Raw genomic sequence first — 17,631 nt, forward strand, 5'->3', positions numbered from 1 at the left:
GCGCGACAGTGACGTCTGCGGGATGCTCGCGCGGCCTGCGGCATTCGACCGCTGCCTGAGTGTTGCAAGCCGTTTCCCGGCGATGGCATCGAAGGCTCTATTTCGGCTCTTATGAACTAACTTTGGCGGTGCGCTCGACCGCGTCGAATCAATGAGCAGGGGGATCCATGCCCGAACAGCAAACCCGATCGAACCGTTGGCATGCATGCCAGACCGATGAGGCGTTGCGAGCGCTGGATTCTTCGAGTGCCGGCCTCACTCATGAGCAGGCCCAGCAGCGGCTGCTCCAGTACGGCGCCAATCGGCTCGACGAAGCCAAGCCGGCGAGCATCTGGCAGCGTCTGCTGCGCCATGTAAACAACGTGCTGCTTTACGTGCTGATCGCCGCTGCGCTGGTCACCGCGCTGATGGGCCACTGGGTCGATACCTTCGTGATCCTGGTGGTGGTAGTGCTCAATGTGGTCATCGGCTTCGTCCAGGAAGGCAAGGCAGAAAAGGCATTGCAGGCCATCCGCCATCTGCTGGCGCCCCACGCGGTGGTGCTGCGCGATGGTCGCCAGCAGGATATCGATGCGGCCGATCTGGTGCCTGGCGATGTCGTGCTGCTGGCTTCGGGCGACAGCCTGCCGGCCGATGTGCGTTTGCTGCAGGCGCGCAATCTGCGGGTCGACGAGGCGGCGCTGACCGGTGAGTCGGTCCCCGTCGACAAGCAGGTCGATGCCGTGGCCGCTGATGCTTCGATTGGTGATCGCCTCTGCATGGGCTATGCCGGCACGCTGGTGACCCAGGGCCAGGCTCGCGCCGTAGTGGTCGCCACCGGGGCGGCCACCGAGATCGGCCGGATCGGTCGCATGCTGGAATCGGTAGAGCAGGGCACCACGCCGCTGCTGCGCAAGATGGAAGAGTTCGGTCGCATTCTGACCATGGTCATTCTGGCTACCGGTGCGCTGCTGTTTCTCTTTGGCACGTTGGTGCGCGGCATGGGCGCCGGCGAAATGTTCATGGCCGCGGTGGGACTGTCGGTGGCGGCTATTCCGGAGGGGCTGCCGGCGATCATGACCATCACCCTGGCTATCGGCGTACAGCGCATGGCCACCCGCAACGCGGTGATTCGCCGTCTGCCGGCGGTGGAGACCCTCGGTTCGGTGACGGTGATCTGCTCGGACAAGACCGGCACGCTGACCCGCAATGAGATGACCGTGCAGCAGGTGATTTGCGCCGGCCAGTCAGTGGAAGTCGAAGGTGCCGGTTACGCGCCGCAGGGTGCATTGCTGTTCGAAGGCTCAACAGTCGAGCCGGCCTTGCTGCAGAAGCGCTCGCCGGCCGCCCGCGCTCTGGTCGAAGCCGCCGCGCTGTGCAACGACGCCAGCCTGCACGAGAAGGACCAGGCCTGGATGCTGGCCGGCGACCCCACCGAAGGCGCGTTGCTGACCCTGGCGATGAAGGCCGGGTTGTCGCCGACGGTGCTGCAGGTCGATCGGCCGCGGCTGGATGTGATCCCTTTCGAGTCCGAGCATCGCTTCATGGCAACGTTGCATGACTGCGAAGGCGCGCGCGAAGTGCTGCTCAAGGGCGCGCCGGAGCGAGTGCTGGCGATGTGTTCCTACCAGCTCGAAGCCGATGGCGATGAGCGCCCACTGAACGAAGCGCATTGGCACGAGCAGATCGAGGCGCAGGCGCGTGCCGGGCGGCGCGTGCTGGCGCTGGCCCGGCGCAGGCTGGCCGCCGACAAGGAGGATCTCGACCATGCCGATGTCGCCAGTGGCCTTACGCTGCTCGGCCTGGTGGGCATCATCGACCCGCCGCGTGACGAGGCGATAACCGCAGTCGCGCAGTGCCGCGCGGCCGGCATTCGCGTGGTGATGATCACTGGCGACCACGGCGTCACTGCCAGTGCCATTGCCAGACAGCTGGGCATGGGCGATGACATCAAGGCGATCACCGGGCCGGAGCTGGAGCTGATGGATGAAGCGGCCATGCGCCAGGCCGTTGCCGAGGCCCGCGTGTTCGCCCGCGCCAGCCCGGAACACAAGCTGCGTCTGGTGCGCGCGCTGCAGGCCAACGGCGAGGTGGTCGCCATGACCGGTGACGGCGTCAACGATGCGCCGGCGCTGAAGCAGGCGGACGTCGGCGTGGCCATGGGCATGAAAGGCACCGAGGCAGCCAAACAGGCTGGCGCGATCGTGCTGGCGGACGACAATTTCGCCTCCATCGCCCATGCGGTGGAAGAAGGGCGGACGGTCTACGACAACCTGCGCAAGACCGTGACCTTCCTGCTGCCGATCAACGGGGGTGAATCGCTGTCGCTGTTGCTTGCCGTGCTGCTCGGCATCGCCTTGCCGATCACCCCGGTGCAGGTGCTCTGGGTCAACATGGTCAGCTCGGTGGCACTGGCGCTGGTGCTGGCCTTCGAGCCGACCGAGGCGGATGTGATGCAGCGTCCGCCGCGGCGGCCGGACGAACCGATGCTCTCGCGCTTCGTCATCTGGCGGATCTTCTTCGTCTCGGCGCTGTTTCTTGCCGGCATCTTCGGTATGTATCAGTGGATGCTGTCCCAGGGCGCGACGGTCGAGGCGGCGCGCACGGTAGCGGTGAATACACTGGTGTGCATGGAGGTGTTCTATCTGTTCAGCGTGCGCTATCTGAAGGCACCGTCCTTCACCGTGCAAGGCGTGAAGGGCACGCCACGGGTGCTGGTGGCGGTGTTCGGCGTGTTCGCGCTGCAGCTGCTGTTCACCTACGCGCCATTCATGCAGTCGCTGTTCGCCTCCGAGGCGCTGTCACTGACTACCGGCGTACTGGTGGTGCTCGCCGGGGTGGCGGTGCTGCTGATTCTGGAAATTGAGAAGGCGTTGCTGCGTCGCGTCGGGGCTGGGCCGTGAGGCGGTCGGGCCGCCTGGCAGTCAGAGCGGCGGCAGTTCTTCCATCAGGTCGGTGGCATAGATGCCAGGGATGTGCAGGTCGCTCTTGGCGAGCTGCTGGCCTTCCATCTGCGGCTGGGTCACCCAGGTAAGGATGTCGTAATAGCGGCGGATGTTGGCCACGAAGTGCACGGGCTCGCCGCCGCGGGCGTAACCATAACGGGTTTTGCTGTACCACTGCTTCTGCGACAGACGCGGCAGCATCTGTTTCACGTCCAGCCACTTGTTGGGGTCGAGCCCTTCGGCTTCGGCCAGCTTGCGCGCATCTTCCAGATGACCACCACCGACGTTGTAGGCGGCGAGGGCGAACCAGGTGCGATCCGGCTCCTCGATGCTCTCCGGCAGGCCCGTATGAATCTTGACCAGGTACTTGCCGCCGCCCTGGATGCTCTGCACCGGGTCGAGGCGGTTGGTCACGCCCATGGCGTTAGCGGTGCGCAGGGTCAGCATCATCAGGCCGCGCACGCCGGTCTTGGAGGTGGCCTCCGGTTGCCAGTGGGATTCCTGATAGCCGATCGCGGCGAGCAGACGCCAGTCGATGCCGTGTTGCTTGGCCGTTTCGCGGAAGGCCTTTTCGTAGCGCGGCAGTCGTTGCTGCAGGTGTTTGGCGAAGGCGTAGGCGCCGACGTAACCGAGCACGTCGACATGGCCGTAGTAGCGCTCGCGCAGGCGCTGCAGTGTGCCGTTCTGCTGCGCCTGTTCGAGGAAGGCGTCGGCCGCCTTGAGCAGGCTGTCGTCCTCGCCCTTGGCGACGATCCAGGCCAGGCTGTTCTGCTCGCCCACATCGAAACCGGCGCGGATGTTGGTGAAGTACACCTGGTTCATGGACATCTCGTTCGATTCGACCAGGGTCAGGTCGATCTGCCCCTCATCGACCATGCGCAACAGGTCGACCACTTCCACCGCATCGGATTCCTCGTAGCGCAGCTCCGGGTACTCGGCCTGCAGCGAGGCGAGTTTTTCCGCCTGGCTGCTGCCCTTGAGCACCAGGATGCGCTTGCCGATCAGGTCCTGCGGATTAGTCGGCCGGCGCTGGCCGCTGCGGTAGACCACCTGAGTGGTGACGTCGAGATAGGAACGGGTAAAACGGGCGAGCTCCATCCGCCCTTCGCTGGCGACCAGACCCGCAGCAGCGAGAGCCGGACCGCCGGGGCGGTTCAGGCGGCTGAAGATTTCTTCGATGTTGTCGGCAGTTTCAATCTGCAGTTCGACGCCGAGATTGCTGGCGAAACGCTTGACCAGCTCGTACTCGAAGCCGGCCTCGCCGTTGCGATCCTGGAAATAGGTAGAAGGGCTGTTGCGGGTGATCACGCGCAGTACGCCTTCCTCCTGTATACGCTCCAGCTCGCTGGGCTTCTCGGCGCAGCTGCTGAGCATCAGGAAGAGTCCGGTCGCCAACAGCCAGATGGCGCAGCGCTTGCGGAACACGGTTTGGGCAAACATCGGCGCAGTATACGCAAAGGCGAACCGCCACCATATCTGGACAGCAAACCGGCTCTCTGCTAAGCGAGCAGCGTTGGCGATGTACGGTAGAGCTGTTGGCGACTGGCTGTGGCGCGGGAGTTGGGCATAATGCCGACCCGATCTGCCGCTGTATCGAGGCTTTCCTTTCCATGACCGAGGTGATGCCCAAACCCTGGTTCGTCTATCTGGTCCGCGCCGCCAATGGTGCGCTGTACTGCGGCATCAGCGACGACGCGCAACGGCGCTTTGCCGAGCATCAGCGAGGGCGCGGCGCGCGCTTCTTCCATTCCAGTCCGGCACAGGCGCTGGTCTACGTCGAGGCTTGCGCCAGCAAGGGCGATGCGCTGCGGCGGGAGATCGCCATCAAGCGATTGGACAAGCGTGCCAAGGAGCGCCTGGTGGCCCTCGCCGCTCCGCTTGCGTGAATGATGCGTTAATCAGCCGGTAGGCTCGCTTGGGCAGAGCGTCTAAGCTGACGGTCCCGTTCTCACCTAACACCCGGCGGAGCCTGCCATGCACGAGCTGATCCTGCACCACTATCCCACCTCGCCCTTTGCCGAAAAGGCGCGTCTGATGCTGGGTTTCAAGCAGTTGTCCTGGCGCTCGGTGATGATCCCTCCGGTCATGCCCAAGCCCGATCTCACCGCGCTGACCGGGGGCTATCGGCGCACACCGGTACTGCAGGTCGGTGCCGATATCTATTGCGATACCGCGTTGATTGCCCGTCGCCTCGAAGCCGAGAAGGCTACGCCGGCGCTGTTTCCCGAAGGGCAGGAATTTGCCGCCGCGACGCTGGCCAAGTGGGCCGACTCGGTGTTGTTCCTGAATGCGGTGAGCCTGGTGTTCCAGCCGGAATCCATGGCGGTGCGCTTTGCCCAGGTGCCGAAGGAGTTCGTTCAGACCTTCAGCAAGGACCGCGCGCAGCTGTTCGCCAATGGCTCGGTCAGTCGCGTTCCGCTGGAGCAGGCGAAGAACGACTGGCCGACCTTTATGGGGCGCCTGCAGCAGCAGCTGGCGCGCGAGGAGGGCGAGTTCCTGCTCGGTGCGGCGCCATCGATCGCCGACTTCGCCGTCGCGCATTGCCTCTGGTTCCTGCGTGCCACGCCCGTTACGGCGCCGCTGGTGGATGCCTATCCGGAGGTCAGTGCCTGGCTCGCCAAGGTCCTCGGCGTCGGGCATGGCTCGAGCAGTGAGCTGTCCGCTGAAGACGCCCTGCGCATGGCTCTGGAGGCTGAGCCGGCCGCGCTGCCGGATGATGCTTTTGCCGAGCCAAACGGTTTCCACGAAGGCCAGCAGGTCGCGATCGCCGCAGTGGATTACGGCGCCGATCCGGTCGAGGGCGAGCTGGTATTTGCCGGTCTCGAGGAGCTGATCCTGCGCCGTAGCGATGATCGAGTTGGGGTCGCGCATGTGCACTTCCCGCGCGTGGGCTACCGGATCGATGCGCGCTGAAAGCTAGTGCGGCGGGGCTGACCCGCGGCGTAGCCGCGGCAGTTCCGCAGCGAGGTCGCGGAAGTAGGCGATGCGCTCGTAGCACAGGGTGAGCTCGCCGCTGATGCGGTTGAACCAGGCATCCGGAGCGCCGCAGGTGCTCATGCGCAAGGTCAGGTCGCGGGGTAGCTCGAAGGCCTCGCTGGCCTTGGCCGCGACCGCCTCCAGTTCGCCGCTGGCGCGAATCTTTTCCAGCAATTCGGTACCGCCCGGCAGATGCCCGGGTGGCGTGTCGTAGATCACCCGAATGCGGTGCCGTGCCGGTCGCTCGTTGCTGCGGCCGAAATGCTCACGAAACCACTGCACCGCGTGGGCCGCCTGTGCGTATTCCTCGGGGCAGTACAGCGCGCGCTCCACCGGCAACCCGCTGACCTCCAGTACCCAGTCGAGCCGATCCGGATCGCTGCCATAGGCTAGGCAGGCGATGTTGTAGAAGCGCTGGGCATCCAGTGCGTGACTGTCCCAGACTGGAATTTCGGTGCCGCTGCGTTCGGCGCTCTGCCATTCCAGACGCCAGTAATCGGCGACGTCCATCAGCTTGGCGTAGAAGTCGTCGCGGTGCTGTTCCTGCTGCAACAGGAACAGGCCCATGAAACCCAGCTGGTCGGCAGCGTCTTCCTCACGGCCAAGCACCGGCAGCTGCAGTTCGCTGATCAGCAGGTGCCCCATCTCGTGCATCAGGGTGAATTCGGAATTGGCGACCGTGAAGCGGACCTCGTCCACCGACAGCTCCGCTGCCGGGTCGCCTTGCTGCGCCTGCGCCAGCAACGGCAGAAGTAGCAGCGGCAGCAGCGCGAGGCACTTCATGGCGTGCTGTCCAGATCGGCATGGGTGAATGGCGCCGGGCGTGTCGGCCAGGTGAGCGCCATGCGCTCGAATTCGCGGGCGAGCAGGCTGGCCACGAGCAGGTCGCGCAGCCAGCGGTGATCGGCCGGTATGACGTACCAGGGTGTTTCGAGGCTGTGGCTGTTGCTCAGCACCTCGGCCCATTGCGCCTGTTGCTGGGCGAAGTTGCGGTGGTCTCGAAGATCGCCGAGGGTCAGCTTCCAGCGTTTTTCCGGCTGCTCCAGGCGGCGATGCAAACGCTGCTTCTGCTCGCTGGCCGAAAGTTGCAGGTAACACTTGAGCGGCTGGATGCCTGTGGCCGGCAGCTCGTGCTCGAAAGCCTGGATTGCGGACTGACGCTGCGGGATGTCGGCGGGCGTGCACAGGCCATCACGCAGATCGCTGACCAGCGCTTCGTAGTAGCTGCGATTGAATACGCCGAGCATGCCGGGCGCCGGCAGTCGCTCCCGGTAGCGCCTGAGGAAGTCCTGGCGACGTTCTTCTGCGCTCGGCGCCTGGAAGCTGTGTGGCGACAGCCCGATTGGGTCGAGGCCACCGAGCACGCGGCGGATCACGCCGTTCTTGCCGGAGCAGTCCGGCCCTTGCAGTACCAGCAGCAACGCATCCCTGCGGTTGGCCCAGAGCATGGTCTGCTGCACCCGCAGCCAGTCCTTCAGGCTCGCCAGCTGTGCCTGAGCCTGTGCTTTGTCGAGGCTGTAACAGTGGGCCGGATCACGCGCCAGCGGTGCCGCCGGGTCGCACAGGCAGTCATCGAGAATGGCGTCCGCCAGGCGCATGGCGTGGTCAGTCCTTGCGCCGCTTGAGCTGGTCCTTCAGTTGGGTCGGCAGCTGGCGGATGATCAGCATGTCGCGCGCCTCGTCGTACTCGACCTTCGAGCCCAGCAGATGCGACTCGAAGCTGATCGACAGCCCTTCGGCGCGCCCGGTAAAGCGTTGAAACTGGTTGAGCGTGCGCTTGTCGGCCGGAATCTCTGGCGACAGGCCGTAGTCCTTGTTGCGGATGTGCTCGTAGAACGCGCGTGGGTTTTCCTCGTCGATCACCCCGGACAGCTCCTCCAGCGACATCGGCTCGCCGATCTTCGCCTGGCTGCTGGCATAGCCGACCAGCGCGCTGGTCTTCTCCCGCGCTTTTTCCTCGGGCAGGTCCTCGCTTTCGACGTAGTCGCTGAAGGCCTTGAGCAGCGTGCGCGTCTCGCCCGGGCCATCGACGCCTTCCTGGCAGCCGATGAAGTCGCGGAAGTACTCGGACACCTTCTTGCCGTTCTTGCCCTTGATGAAGGAGATGTACTGCTTGGACTGCTTGTTGTTCTGCCACTCGGAGATGTTGATCCGCGTCGCCAGGTGCAGCTGGCCGAGGTCGAGGTGCCGGGCTTCGGTCACGTCCAGCGAGTCGGTAACGGTGACGCCGTTGCTGTGGTGCAGCAGGGCGATGGCCAGGTAATCGGTCATGCCCTGCTGGTAGTGGGCGAACAGCACGTGGCCGCCGGTGGACAGGTTGGATTCCTCCATCAGCTTCTGCAGGTGCTCGACTGCCTGGCGGCTGAATGCGGTGAAGTCCTGATTGCCTTCCATGTACTGCGCGAGCCAGCCGCTGAACGGATAGGCGCCGGACTCCTCGTGAAAGAAGCCCCAGGCCTTGCCCTGCTTGGCGTTGTAGCTCTCGTTGAGATCGGCCAGCAGGTTCTCGATAGCCTGGGAGTTGCCCAGCTCCGAGTCACGGGCGTGGAGCACGGCGGGGGTGCCGTCCGGCTTTTTCTCGATCAGATGGACGATGCAGTGGCGGATGGGCATGGTGGTCTCACGGCTGGAATGCAACAGGTTGGGCAGTTTACCCGAGAGCGGGTGGTGCGTGCCTGCAGCCGAAGCTGCGGTCTGGCGGAGTCGATCTGTGTCAAGGACGCCTGGCGGCGTTGGGGTTAGCCTGCCGTACACCAGACGATAGCGGGAGGCGTAGATGAGCGGAACCTTGGACTGGCTGGGTGTGGCGCGCGGTCGTTTCCTGCTGCTGACGCTGAGCTGCGTGGCGCTCGGGCTGGCCTTGGCAGCGCGCGGGAGCGCGGAAGCGATGTCCTACAGTGATGCACTGCTGGTGATGCTCGGCGCCCTGGCGGCCCATGTGGCTGTCAATGCGCTCAACGAATGGGGTGATTACCGCAGTGGGCTAGACTTGCAGACCCGCCGCACGGCATTCAGCGGTGGCAGCGGTACCTTGGTGACCCATCCGCATCTACTGGGTCGCACATTGCTGCTCGGTCTCGGCAGCCTGCTGACCTGCGCGCTGATCGGCCTGTTCTTCCTGCTGCGCCAGCCGCCGCTGTTGCTCAGTCTGGCGCCGATCGGTCTGGCGGGACTGTTGCTGGTGCTGCTTTACACGCCTTGGCTGACCCGCCACCCCTGGCTGTGCCTGTTCGCGCCGGGCTTGGGCTTCGCGCTGATGGTGCTGGGTACGCGCATCGTTCTCGGCGGCGCGCCGGATCTCGGCGATCTGTGGTTGATCCTTCCCCCTCTGCTGCTCTGCAACAACCTGCTTTTGCTCGGCCAGTTTCCGGACATTGATGCCGACCGCGCTGTCGGCCGGCGAACCCTGCCGATGCATATCGGCTGCGCCAACGCCGTGTGCGTGGCGCTTGCGCAATGGCTGCTGGCCTACGGCGTACTCCTGGCTGTGCTGGCGCAGCCAGGCCTGGCCGGTGGCGCACTCGGCTTGTTGACCTTGCCGTTGGCCCTGCGAGCGGCATGGTTGCTGCGTCGCGAACCGCTGCAGGCGCAACGCCTGCTGCCGGCATTGGGGCTGAACGCTGCGGTCAGCGTAGCGACGCCGTTGTTGATGGCCGTAGGGTTGCTGGCGCTATAGCGTTCCGCGAGAGCGGAGGGCTCCCGCTCGGACAAATGGGGTGACGAAAGAAAGGCTTAACTGAGTAAACTGGTCGCCTTTTCTTCGAGGAATGACACCCATGACCGCTGCATGGCGCAACTCAGCCTGGATTCTCGCTGGTGGCTCGCTGATCCTTGCGATATCCCTTGGCGTGCGCCACGGCTTCGGTCTGTTCCTGCCGCCTATGAGTGCCGAGTTCGGCTGGGGCCGTGAGGTGTTCGCTTTCGCCATTGCGATACAGAACCTGATCTGGGGGCTGGTGCAACCGGTGACCGGCGCGTTGGCGGATCGCTTCGGCGTGGCCCGTGCGGTGCTGATCGGCGGCATTCTCTACGCCGTGGGCCTGGCGTTGATGGCGCTTTCCGATTCACCGGCGACCCTGACACTCAGTGCTGGCCTGCTGATCGGGCTGGGGCTTTCGGGCACTTCGTTCTCGGTGATCCTCGGTGCAGTGGGGCGGGCGGTGCCGCCGGAGAAGCGCAGCATGGCGATGGGCATCGCCAGTGCCGCCGGCTCCTTCGGCCAGTTCATCATGCTGCCGGGCAGCCTCGGCCTGATTGAATGGCTGGGCTGGTCGTCGGCACTGCTGGCGCTTGGCTTGCTGGTCGCGCTGATCGTGCCGCTTGCCGGGATGATGCGCAGCCCGGCGCAGGCGCCCGCGGCACCCGGCACGCAGCAGTCACTGGGCGAGGCGCTACGCGAAGCGGCCGGGCATTCCGGATTCCGTCTGCTGGCCCTGGGCTTCTTCGTCTGCGGCTTCCAGGTGGTCTTCATCGGTCTGCACCTGCCGGCCTATCTGGTCGATAAGCACCTGCCGGCGCAGGTCGGCACCACTGTGCTGGCACTGGTCGGGCTGTTCAATGTGGTCGGCACCTATACCGCCGGTTGGCTGGGCAGCTGCTATTCGAAACCGAAGCTGCTGGCCGGGTTGTACCTGATTCGCGGTGTGGTGATCAGTATCTTCCTGCTGGCACCATTGAGTGTCTGGAGCGCCTATGCCTTCGGTATCGCCATGGGCTTGCTCTGGCTGTCTACGGTGCCGCTGACCAACGGCACCGTGGCGACCATGTTCGGCGTGCGCAACCTGTCGATGCTCGGCGGCATCGCCTTTCTCTTCCATCAGCTGGGATCGTTCTTCGGCGGCTGGCTTGGCGGCTGGCTGTACGACCGCACTGGTAGCTACGACCTGGTCTGGCAGATCGCAATCGCGCTGAGCCTGATGGCAGCGGTGCTCAACTGGCCGATCCGTGAGCAGCCAGTCGAGCGACTGCGCGAGGCGCAGGTCAACTGATGAAGCCGCTCTGGCTTGGTATTGCCGGCGCGGCGCTGCTGGGTCTGCTGGCACTTGCCTGGTGGGGCTGGCAGCGTGGCGGCCTGGCGCTTTTGCAGATGGGCCTTGGCACCTGCTGAAGCCGATTCTTCCGCGACCTCCAGATTCCTTCTTTTTAGCGTGACCGGCTTGTCTGGTCGCGCCGCCGGCGGTTACCGCTGCGATGCCCACCTCTGTAGCCGGCGAACTGCGACGAACGTGACGGAATCAATTCGAAATTCGTTGCTCCAAAGCGAAGCGGCGTAGAAGAAGTTAAGAACAAATCGCTGGTTCTTAGCAGCACGCTATCGGCTTTTGTGCGTGTACGCCCGTGAACAAGCGGCAGCCTGGGAGTCCTGTTCTACGACTCAGCTGTCGCATAACCGTCATCAACAGTTGGTAAATACCTGCGGCACGCAGTCAATGGAGCAACAAGCAATGTCCACCCTTACCGAACTCGCCCAACAAATCGCCAAGCTCTATCCGTTGAAGGACAAGCGTGTAGGCAAGCGTTATCGCGTGGTAGGCGAGCTGGCCGGGATGACGGAACTGGAAGAGATCAACGGCGAACCGCGCTATATCCAGACCATGGCGCTGAAGAACAAGCAGCTCTGGGACGTGGCGGTCTAACGCCCTCCGTTGGCGCCTGCCTGAATCTCACCCTTTCGGCCAGCGCTCGGCGCGCCAGGTCGCCTGCTCAGCTTCGGTCAGAAACGTCCAGGCAACGAAGCGGCTCTTCTTCTGCCCCTGCGCCATGTCCAAGGTATGCACCTGGCGGGCACCGAGGCGTTTCAGCCGTGCCTCCAGCGGCGCCACGTTGGCGCCCTTCGATACCAATGTGCTGAACCAGTAGACCTGTCCGGCGAACAGGGCGCTTTCCTCCGCCATGCGCGCGACAAAGGCCGCTTCGCCACCCTCGCACCAGAGCTCTGCCGCCTGACCGCCGAAGTTGAGCGCGGGCAGCTTGCGGCTGGGGTCGAGCTTGCCCAGGTTGCGCCACTTGCGCTGGCTGCCACTGCTGGCTTCGGCTTGCGAAGCATGGAAGGGCGGATTGCACAGCGTCAGGTCGAACCGATCCTCCGGCAACACCATGCCCTTGAAGATGTGCTTCGGCGCTGCCTGCTGCCTCAATTCGATGGCCTTGGCGAGGCCGTTGGCCGAGACGATGGTGTGCGCCGAGGCCAGAGCCGTAGCGTCGATATCACTGCCGGTGAAGCGCCAGCCGTATTCCCGGTGGCCGATCAGCGGGTAGATGCAGTTGGCGCCGGTGCCGATGTCCAGCGCGTGAATGGCGGTGCCGCGGGGAATGGCGCTGGCATCGTTCTGCGCGAGCAGATCGGCCAGTCCGTGCAGGTAATCAGCGCGCCCTGGCACCGGCGGGCACAGGTAGCCAGGCGGAATGTCCCAGTGCTGGATTCCGTAGAACTGCCTGAGCAGCGCGCGATTGAACACCCGCACCGCATCCGGATTGGCGAAGTCGATGCTCTGCTTGCCGTAGGGGTTGATGATCACATGCTCGGCGAGCTCAGGGCAGCCGGCGATCAGCGCGGGGAAGTCGTAGCGGCCGGTGTGGCGGTTGCGTGGATGCAGCACCGCCTTGGCTTCGGCGCGGGCAGGCTGCGGGGTTGGGCTCGGGGATTTGCGCGGCATTTGATCGGCGGAGGTTGGCGGCTGGGGCGGGCATTGTCCCACAACCGCTGCTGACGGATAGGCTTGATGCTAGCGCCGACGCGGCACCATCAGCATCCAGAACAGCCCCCAGAGCAGCGCCCCCGCGCCGAGCCAGAAGGCACTGTGCAGGCTGCCGCCCATCCCCATCCAGATACTGGTCAGCCAGGGTGCGGCGAGTTGGGTCAGGCCGTAGAGTGCGATCAGCGCCGCCGACAGCCGCGGTCCTTGATGTGGATGCAGTGTCCGCGCCAGACGCTGGGTCAGCAGCACGGTGCCGAGAAAGGTGCCGCCGACCAGTACCGCACAGAGCAGGATGCCGACCGCGCCCGGCAGCAGCAGCGCGGCCAGCACGCCGAGCAGCTGGGTGAGATAGCTCAGGCGCAAGGCGATGTCGTCACCCATGCGCACGCCGAGACGATTCCACAGCCAGGGCGATGGCAGGGTCGCCAGCGCTACCACCAGCCAGCTACCACCGATCAGGAAGTCACCGGGCTCCACCTGCAGGCGCGCGACCATCGGCAGAAACGTCATCGGCAGGATGTAGCCCATCCCGGCACCGGCGTAAGAAAGAAACAGTGGTGTGCTGGAGCGATCGAGCAGCTTGCCGCTGGGTGGCTCCGCGGAAGGATGAGCCTTTTCCTCGTCAGGCACGTCCAGCCGCGACAGCTGGCGCCAGCCCCACCAGGCCAGCGGTATCGACAGCAGCGCCGCCGGCCACCAGCGCTCGGCACCGAGCAGATACCCATCGCTCAGGCTGACCAGCAGGCTGGAGAGAATCAGGCCGACGCAGACGCCGAGATAGACCAGGCCGCTGGAGGACACGCGCTGCTGGCGTGCCAGCCATTCGAGGATCAGCGAGGGCGCCTGGACGAACACCAGGCCGTTGCTGATGCCGTTGGCCAGGCGCAAGGCAGCCAGCGCATCGGCGGATTCGGCCTGGGTCTGCAGCAGGCTGCTCAACACGTGCAGCCCTAGCGCCCAGGGCAGGGTGCGGCGGATCTGCGCGACGCGATGCCAGCGCACCGCGAGCAGCGCGCCGATCAGATAGCCGAGGTAGTTCCAGCTGGCGATGCTGGCGCCTTCCTGCACGCTGAGCAAGCCGTCCTCCACCAGCCAGGGCAGCAGCGGGGTATAGACGAAGCGGCCAAGGCCGTGGACGACCAACAATAGGACGGCACCGGCCAGCAGGACCGGAAACAGGGCGACACGCTGAGGCATGGAATCTGTTCTTTTTAGAATGAGAGCTGGAGCTTAACGGCTGGACCTTACCGCCGCCATGCCACTTTTCGACAGCGGCAGACGAGCCGGCGATCCGCTGCCAGCTAGATCAAAGCGGGAACAGCAGCGGAACCAGCGCCACGGAAACCGCCATCACCAACAGTGTGAAGGGCACACCGATGCGTACGAAATCAGCGAAACGGTATTGTCCTGGGCCGAGTACCAGGGTGTTCACCGGCAAGGAAATCGGTGTCATGAACGCGGCCGAGGCGGCCAGGGCGACGATCATGGCGAACGGGTAGGGCGAGGCGCCCAGCTGTTCGGCGGTGGAAAGCGCGACGGGCGCCATCAGCACGGCCGTCGCCGTATTGGAGATGAACAGGCCGATCAGCGCGGTGAGCAGGAACAGGCAGGCAAGCAGGGCATGCGGGCCGGCGTCGCCGAGCAGGCCGACCAGCCCGGAGGTAGCCAGGGCGATGCCGCCGGTCTTCTGCAGCGCCAGCGCGAACGGCAGCATGCCGACGATCAGTATCAGGCTTTGCCAGTGGATCGCCTTGTAGGCGCTGTCCATGTCGATACAGCGGAACAGGCCCATGACCAGGCAACCGATCAGCGCGGCAAGCACATTGGGCACCACGCCGCTGACCATCAGCACGATCATCACCGCCAACCCGAGCAGTGCGAAGGGGGCCTGGTTGGCGGCCGGAGCGACGTCGTCCACTTCCGCCGGCAGGCTCAACACCAGGAAATCGCGGCTCAGCCCCTGCAGCCGGTGGATGTGCTTCCAGCTGCCGGCGACCAGCAGGGTGTCGGCCGGCTTGAGCTTCTCATCCACCAGCAGCCCTTGCAGCGCCTCGCGGTTGCGCCTCAGGCCGACAACGTTGAGCTTGTGGCGGCTGCGAAACCCGAGCTGCTGGATGGTCTTGCCCGGCAGGCGCGAATCCGGCGGCAGTGCGACCTCCGCCAGGCCCAGCTCGCGTGCATGGTCGGCGTAGTAGGACGTGCTGAGCTGCAACGGTTCCAGGCCGAGTTCCTGGTAGGCGCCGAGCAGGCCGATGGCCGGGCTGGCGAGATCGACCAGCAGCACATCACCGACAAACAGTTCGGTGTTGCCGGTGGCCATCAGTAGCAGGTTGCGCAGGCGCTCGTGGCGCTCCACGGCGATCACGTTGATGCCGTATTGGCTGCGTAGTTGCAGCGCATCGAGTGCCTGGTTGGCCAGGACCGACCCCGGCAAGATCCGCAGGCGCCGCTCGCGTTCGTCGAGCCGGTAGCTCTGCGCAAGGTCGGCCAGGGTATGCCGTGGCTCCAGCGTTTCGCTGTGCTTGTCGGTGCCTAACCATCGACGTGCAACGAGCATGTATCCGATGCCCAGCAGCAGAATGGCCAGGCCGATCGGGGTGAAATCAAAGAAGGCAAAGCCCTCAAGGCCGGCGCGACGCAGCTCGCTGTTGACCACAAGGTTTGGCGGCGTCGCCACCAGGGTCAGCATGCCGCTGATCAGCCCGGCAAATGCCAGCGGCATCATCAACCGCCGCGGCGATACCTTCATGCGATTGGCGATGCCGAGCACTACGGGGATGAATATCGCCACCACGCCGGTGGAACTCATAACCGAGCCGAGCCCGGCGACCGCCAGCATCAGCAGGATCAGCAGGCGGGTTTCACTGCTGCCAGCGGCGCGCATCAGCCAGTCGCCCAGGCGATAGGCGATGCCGGTACGCACCAGGCCGTCGCCGATGACGAACAGTGTGGCGATCAGCACCACGCTCGGATCACTGAAGCCGGCGAGAGACTCCTGCACGCTGAGCACGCCGGTGAGGGGCAGGGCGACCATTGCCAGCACGGCTACCACATCCATGCGTGGCTTGTTCAGCGCGAACAGACCAATGCAGCCCGCCAGCAGCGCGAGAACCAGCAGCAGGTCGGTGTTCATGGACGATCAGGGATAATCAAGGACGGATTTGATGTGCTTCAGGTTTCGCTCGATCCAGCCTTTGTCGATCGCGCCCCAGTTGCGGATGGCATAGTGGCCGGCGTTATGCCGCTCACCATCGTCCTGCTCGAACGTGCAATCGATGTCCAGGTCCGCGAGCGCGGCAAGGGTGTCCTGGGCGGTGCGGCGCGGCATGCCGGTGGCTTCCATCAGCGTCGGAACGCTGGTGGCGCTGCCGCTGTCGATCAGCCAGGCGACGTAGAGTCGACGGTAGAAACTGGTTTTGGTCTTGCTGACGGTCATGCGTGGTCCCTGGCCAGGTCGTTGATGGCGCCTTTCGGCGGCAACGACCTGGCAGGGCGATGGCTCAGCGCAGGGCGAGCATGCCGATGTAGGTCGCGGCGCCCGCAGTGTAACCGAGGAAGGCCAGCAGGCTGACGCGCTTGATGTACCAGGTGAAGCTGATCTTCTCCATGCCCATGGCGGCGACGCCTGCGGCAGAACCAATGATCAGCGTGCTACCGCCGGTACCGGCGCATAAGGCGAGCATTTCCCAAAAGTTGCCGTCGACGACGAACTGCGACAACCAGCTGGTCTCCTCGGGGCTGGATGCAGCCAGTACGGCAGGGCTAACCAACGGATACATCTTCATCGCACCTGCCACCAGCGGCACGTTGTCGACCACCGCCGAGAGCAGACCAATGGCGTAGGTGATCGGGTAGATGTGGCCGAGCGATTCGCGCAGGGCGGTCGCGACCTGAGTCAGATGGCCGGCGGTAGCGAGGCTGGAAACGGCCAGCAGGATGCCAAGGAAGAACAGCACGCTGGGGGTGTCCACCTTGCGCAGAACGCCTACCACCGAAAGCGGGTGCTTGTCTTCGGCATTCTTGTTGCGGTGGATGAACTCGGTGGTCACCCAGAGCACACCGAGGCCGAAGAGGATGCCCATGTACGGCGGCAGGTGGGTCACGGTCTTGAATACCGGCACGAACAGCAGGGCAGCGAGGCCAAGACCGAGTACCAGATTGCGTTCGAATACCGTGGTGGTCGGCGGGTGTTTCTCGGCCAGGTGAGCACGGGCGCGCGGGCGTGGTGCCTCGCCGCGCAGACGAAAGCTGAGGATGATCAGCGGTACTAACAGGCACACCAGGCTTGGCAGGAACAGGCCGGTAATCACTCCGGAAGCGCTGATCTGGCTACCGATCCAGAGCATGGTGGTGGTCACGTCACCGATCGGCGACCAGGCACCTCCGGCGTTAGCGGCGATCACCACGACACCGACGAACAACCAGCGCTCGGGACGGCCGCGGATCAGCTTGCGCAGCAGGGAGACCATGACGATGGTGGTGGTCAGGTTATCCAGCGCTGCAGAGAGGAAGAAGGTCAGGAAACCGATGATCCACAGCAGGTGCACGCGCTTGCGTGTCTGGATGCGGTCGGTGATTACTTTGAACCCTTCATGGGAGTCGATCAGCTCGACGATAGTCATCGCCCCGAGCAGGAAGAAGAGGATCTCCGAGACTTCTCCCAAATGATGACGCAGCGATTCAACCACCACCGCCGAGGAGTCCGCCGGGTCATGGCTGCCAGGTTGCAGCAGCGGAAGAATCTGGTCGGCGCCCAGCACCAGAATGGTCCAGGTCAACACCGCGGTGAGGATCGCCGCGGCAGCCTTGTCTATTTTCAGTGGATGTTCAAAGGCTATGCATAGATAGCCTATGACGAACACGACAGCCATTAGCGCATACATCGGAGGGACTCCATCTTGAGGAACCTTGCCGGGCATGCGGGCGTGGCGACGCAGCCTCAGCGGCTGGCAGGGGAACGATACGCTAGCGAGGTGAAACAATTCGGGGCGGTGGACTGCCCTGGGAGACGGTTGCGCGTTCGGCGAAATACA

General features: G+C 64.6%; 15 protein-coding genes. 6 read left to right on the forward strand and 9 right to left on the reverse strand.

Annotation, left to right across the window (positions count from 1 at the left end):
* Positions 1 to 167: 167 nt before the first annotated feature.
* On the forward strand, positions 168 to 2,882 hold the full coding sequence (locus PSEST_RS05930; protein ID WP_015276099.1) for a cation-transporting P-type ATPase: 2,715 nt from the start codon (positions 168 to 170) through the stop codon (positions 2,880 to 2,882).
* 21 nt (positions 2,883 to 2,903) lie between these two features.
* Here PSEST_RS05930 and mltF read toward each other — a convergent pair whose 3' ends face one another.
* Positions 2,904 to 4,364, reverse strand: coding sequence for a membrane-bound lytic murein transglycosylase MltF (gene mltF / locus PSEST_RS05935; protein WP_015276100.1), 1,461 nt, complete (start codon positions 4,362 to 4,364; stop codon positions 2,904 to 2,906).
* A 170-nt stretch (positions 4,365 to 4,534) separates the two neighbouring features.
* On the opposite strand from mltF, the gene PSEST_RS05940 reads away from it, so the two are divergent.
* Together PSEST_RS05940 and PSEST_RS05945 are read left to right on the forward strand one after the other, a co-directional pair.
* Positions 4,535 to 4,810, forward strand: a complete 276-nt coding sequence (locus PSEST_RS05940; protein ID WP_015276101.1) for a GIY-YIG nuclease family protein — start codon at positions 4,535 to 4,537, stop codon at positions 4,808 to 4,810.
* Positions 4,811 to 4,898: 88 nt separating this feature from the next.
* Entirely contained in the window at positions 4,899 to 5,837 is a 939-nt protein-coding gene (locus tag PSEST_RS05945; protein ID WP_015276102.1) for a glutathione S-transferase family protein, read from the forward strand.
* A 3-nt stretch (positions 5,838 to 5,840) separates the two neighbouring features.
* Here the strand turns inward: PSEST_RS05945 and PSEST_RS05950 are convergent, their stop codons facing one another.
* The 3 genes from PSEST_RS05950 to yejK are packed head-to-tail and all read right to left on the reverse strand — an operon-like array spanning position 5,841 to position 8,513.
* Positions 5,841 to 6,683 carry a DUF4344 domain-containing metallopeptidase gene (locus tag PSEST_RS05950; protein ID WP_015276103.1) on the reverse strand — a complete coding sequence of 281 codons (843 nt, stop codon included), beginning with the start codon at positions 6,681 to 6,683 and terminating at the stop codon, positions 5,841 to 5,843.
* Entirely contained in the window at positions 6,680 to 7,498 is an 819-nt protein-coding gene (locus PSEST_RS05955) for a hypothetical protein (RefSeq protein WP_015276104.1), read from the reverse strand. The genes PSEST_RS05950 and PSEST_RS05955 overlap by 4 nt, the downstream gene beginning before the upstream one ends.
* A gap of 7 nt (positions 7,499 to 7,505) precedes the next feature.
* Positions 7,506 to 8,513 carry a nucleoid-associated protein YejK gene (yejK, locus tag PSEST_RS05960; RefSeq protein WP_015276105.1) on the reverse strand — a complete coding sequence of 336 codons (1,008 nt, stop codon included), beginning with the start codon at positions 8,511 to 8,513 and terminating at the stop codon, positions 7,506 to 7,508.
* Between the two features lie 163 nt (positions 8,514 to 8,676).
* Here yejK and PSEST_RS05965 point away from each other — a divergent pair, with 163 nt between their 5' ends.
* From PSEST_RS05965 to PSEST_RS05975, 3 genes are all read left to right on the forward strand, one after another.
* On the forward strand, positions 8,677 to 9,576 hold the full coding sequence (locus PSEST_RS05965; protein WP_015276106.1) for a prenyltransferase: 900 nt from the start codon (positions 8,677 to 8,679) through the stop codon (positions 9,574 to 9,576).
* Between the two features lie 100 nt (positions 9,577 to 9,676).
* The gene (locus PSEST_RS05970) at positions 9,677 to 10,888 is read left to right on the forward strand and encodes an MFS transporter (RefSeq protein WP_015276107.1); all 1,212 of its coding nucleotides are present in this window, start codon (positions 9,677 to 9,679) and stop codon (positions 10,886 to 10,888) included.
* A gap of 456 nt (positions 10,889 to 11,344) precedes the next feature.
* Positions 11,345 to 11,536, forward strand: coding sequence for a hypothetical protein (locus PSEST_RS05975; protein WP_003298204.1), 192 nt, complete (start codon positions 11,345 to 11,347; stop codon positions 11,534 to 11,536).
* A gap of 27 nt (positions 11,537 to 11,563) precedes the next feature.
* Here the strand turns inward: PSEST_RS05975 and rlmF are convergent, their stop codons facing one another.
* From rlmF to nhaD, 5 genes are all read right to left on the reverse strand, one after another.
* A complete protein-coding gene (gene rlmF, locus PSEST_RS05980; RefSeq protein ID WP_015276109.1) occupies positions 11,564 to 12,556 on the reverse strand; it encodes a 23S rRNA (adenine(1618)-N(6))-methyltransferase RlmF in 993 nt (330 codons plus the stop codon).
* Positions 12,557 to 12,625: 69 nt separating this feature from the next.
* The gene (locus tag PSEST_RS05985) at positions 12,626 to 13,795 is read right to left on the reverse strand and encodes a YbfB/YjiJ family MFS transporter (RefSeq protein ID WP_015276110.1); all 1,170 of its coding nucleotides are present in this window, start codon (positions 13,793 to 13,795) and stop codon (positions 12,626 to 12,628) included.
* A gap of 109 nt (positions 13,796 to 13,904) precedes the next feature.
* The gene (locus PSEST_RS05990; RefSeq protein ID WP_015276111.1) at positions 13,905 to 15,731 is read right to left on the reverse strand and encodes an SLC13 family permease; all 1,827 of its coding nucleotides are present in this window, start codon (positions 15,729 to 15,731) and stop codon (positions 13,905 to 13,907) included.
* Positions 15,732 to 15,737: 6 nt separating this feature from the next.
* Entirely contained in the window at positions 15,738 to 16,034 is a 297-nt protein-coding gene (locus PSEST_RS05995) for a winged helix-turn-helix domain-containing protein (RefSeq protein ID WP_015276112.1), read from the reverse strand.
* Between the two features lie 64 nt (positions 16,035 to 16,098).
* Positions 16,099 to 17,481, reverse strand: a complete 1,383-nt coding sequence (gene nhaD / locus PSEST_RS06000) for a sodium:proton antiporter NhaD (protein WP_015276113.1) — start codon at positions 17,479 to 17,481, stop codon at positions 16,099 to 16,101.
* Between the last annotated feature and the right edge of the window lie 150 nt (positions 17,482 to 17,631).

The sequence above is a fragment of the Stutzerimonas stutzeri RCH2 genome (assembly GCF_000327065.1).
Taxonomy (GTDB): Bacteria; Pseudomonadota; Gammaproteobacteria; order Pseudomonadales; family Pseudomonadaceae; genus Stutzerimonas; species Stutzerimonas stutzeri_AE.

Bases quoted from the DNA above. Each gene is read 5' to 3' on its own strand.
- PSEST_RS05995 (WP_015276112.1), bottom strand. From the start codon at position 16,034: ATGACCGTCAGCAAGACCAAAACCAGTTTCTACCGTCGACTCTACGTC.
- rlmF (WP_015276109.1), bottom strand. From the start codon at position 12,556: ATGCCGCGCAAATCCCCGAGCCCAACCCCGCAGCCTGCCCGCGCCGAA.
- PSEST_RS05950 (WP_015276103.1), bottom strand. From the start codon at position 6,683: ATGAAGTGCCTCGCGCTGCTGCCGCTGCTACTTCTGCCGTTGCTGGCG.
- PSEST_RS05985 (WP_015276110.1), bottom strand. From the start codon at position 13,795: ATGCCTCAGCGTGTCGCCCTGTTTCCGGTCCTGCTGGCCGGTGCCGTC.
- PSEST_RS05965 (WP_015276106.1), top strand. From the start codon at position 8,677: ATGAGCGGAACCTTGGACTGGCTGGGTGTGGCGCGCGGTCGTTTCCTG.
- nhaD (WP_015276113.1), bottom strand. From the start codon at position 17,481: ATGTATGCGCTAATGGCTGTCGTGTTCGTCATAGGCTATCTATGCATA.
- PSEST_RS05945 (WP_015276102.1), top strand. From the start codon at position 4,899: ATGCACGAGCTGATCCTGCACCACTATCCCACCTCGCCCTTTGCCGAA.
- PSEST_RS05990 (WP_015276111.1), bottom strand. From the start codon at position 15,731: ATGAACACCGACCTGCTGCTGGTTCTCGCGCTGCTGGCGGGCTGCATT.
- PSEST_RS05970 (WP_015276107.1), top strand. From the start codon at position 9,677: ATGACCGCTGCATGGCGCAACTCAGCCTGGATTCTCGCTGGTGGCTCG.
- yejK (WP_015276105.1), bottom strand. From the start codon at position 8,513: ATGCCCATCCGCCACTGCATCGTCCATCTGATCGAGAAAAAGCCGGAC.
- PSEST_RS05930 (WP_015276099.1), top strand. From the start codon at position 168: ATGCCCGAACAGCAAACCCGATCGAACCGTTGGCATGCATGCCAGACC.
- PSEST_RS05975 (WP_003298204.1), top strand. From the start codon at position 11,345: ATGTCCACCCTTACCGAACTCGCCCAACAAATCGCCAAGCTCTATCCG.
- PSEST_RS05940 (WP_015276101.1), top strand. From the start codon at position 4,535: ATGACCGAGGTGATGCCCAAACCCTGGTTCGTCTATCTGGTCCGCGCC.
- PSEST_RS05955 (WP_015276104.1), bottom strand. From the start codon at position 7,498: ATGCGCCTGGCGGACGCCATTCTCGATGACTGCCTGTGCGACCCGGCG.
- mltF (WP_015276100.1), bottom strand. From the start codon at position 4,364: ATGTTTGCCCAAACCGTGTTCCGCAAGCGCTGCGCCATCTGGCTGTTG.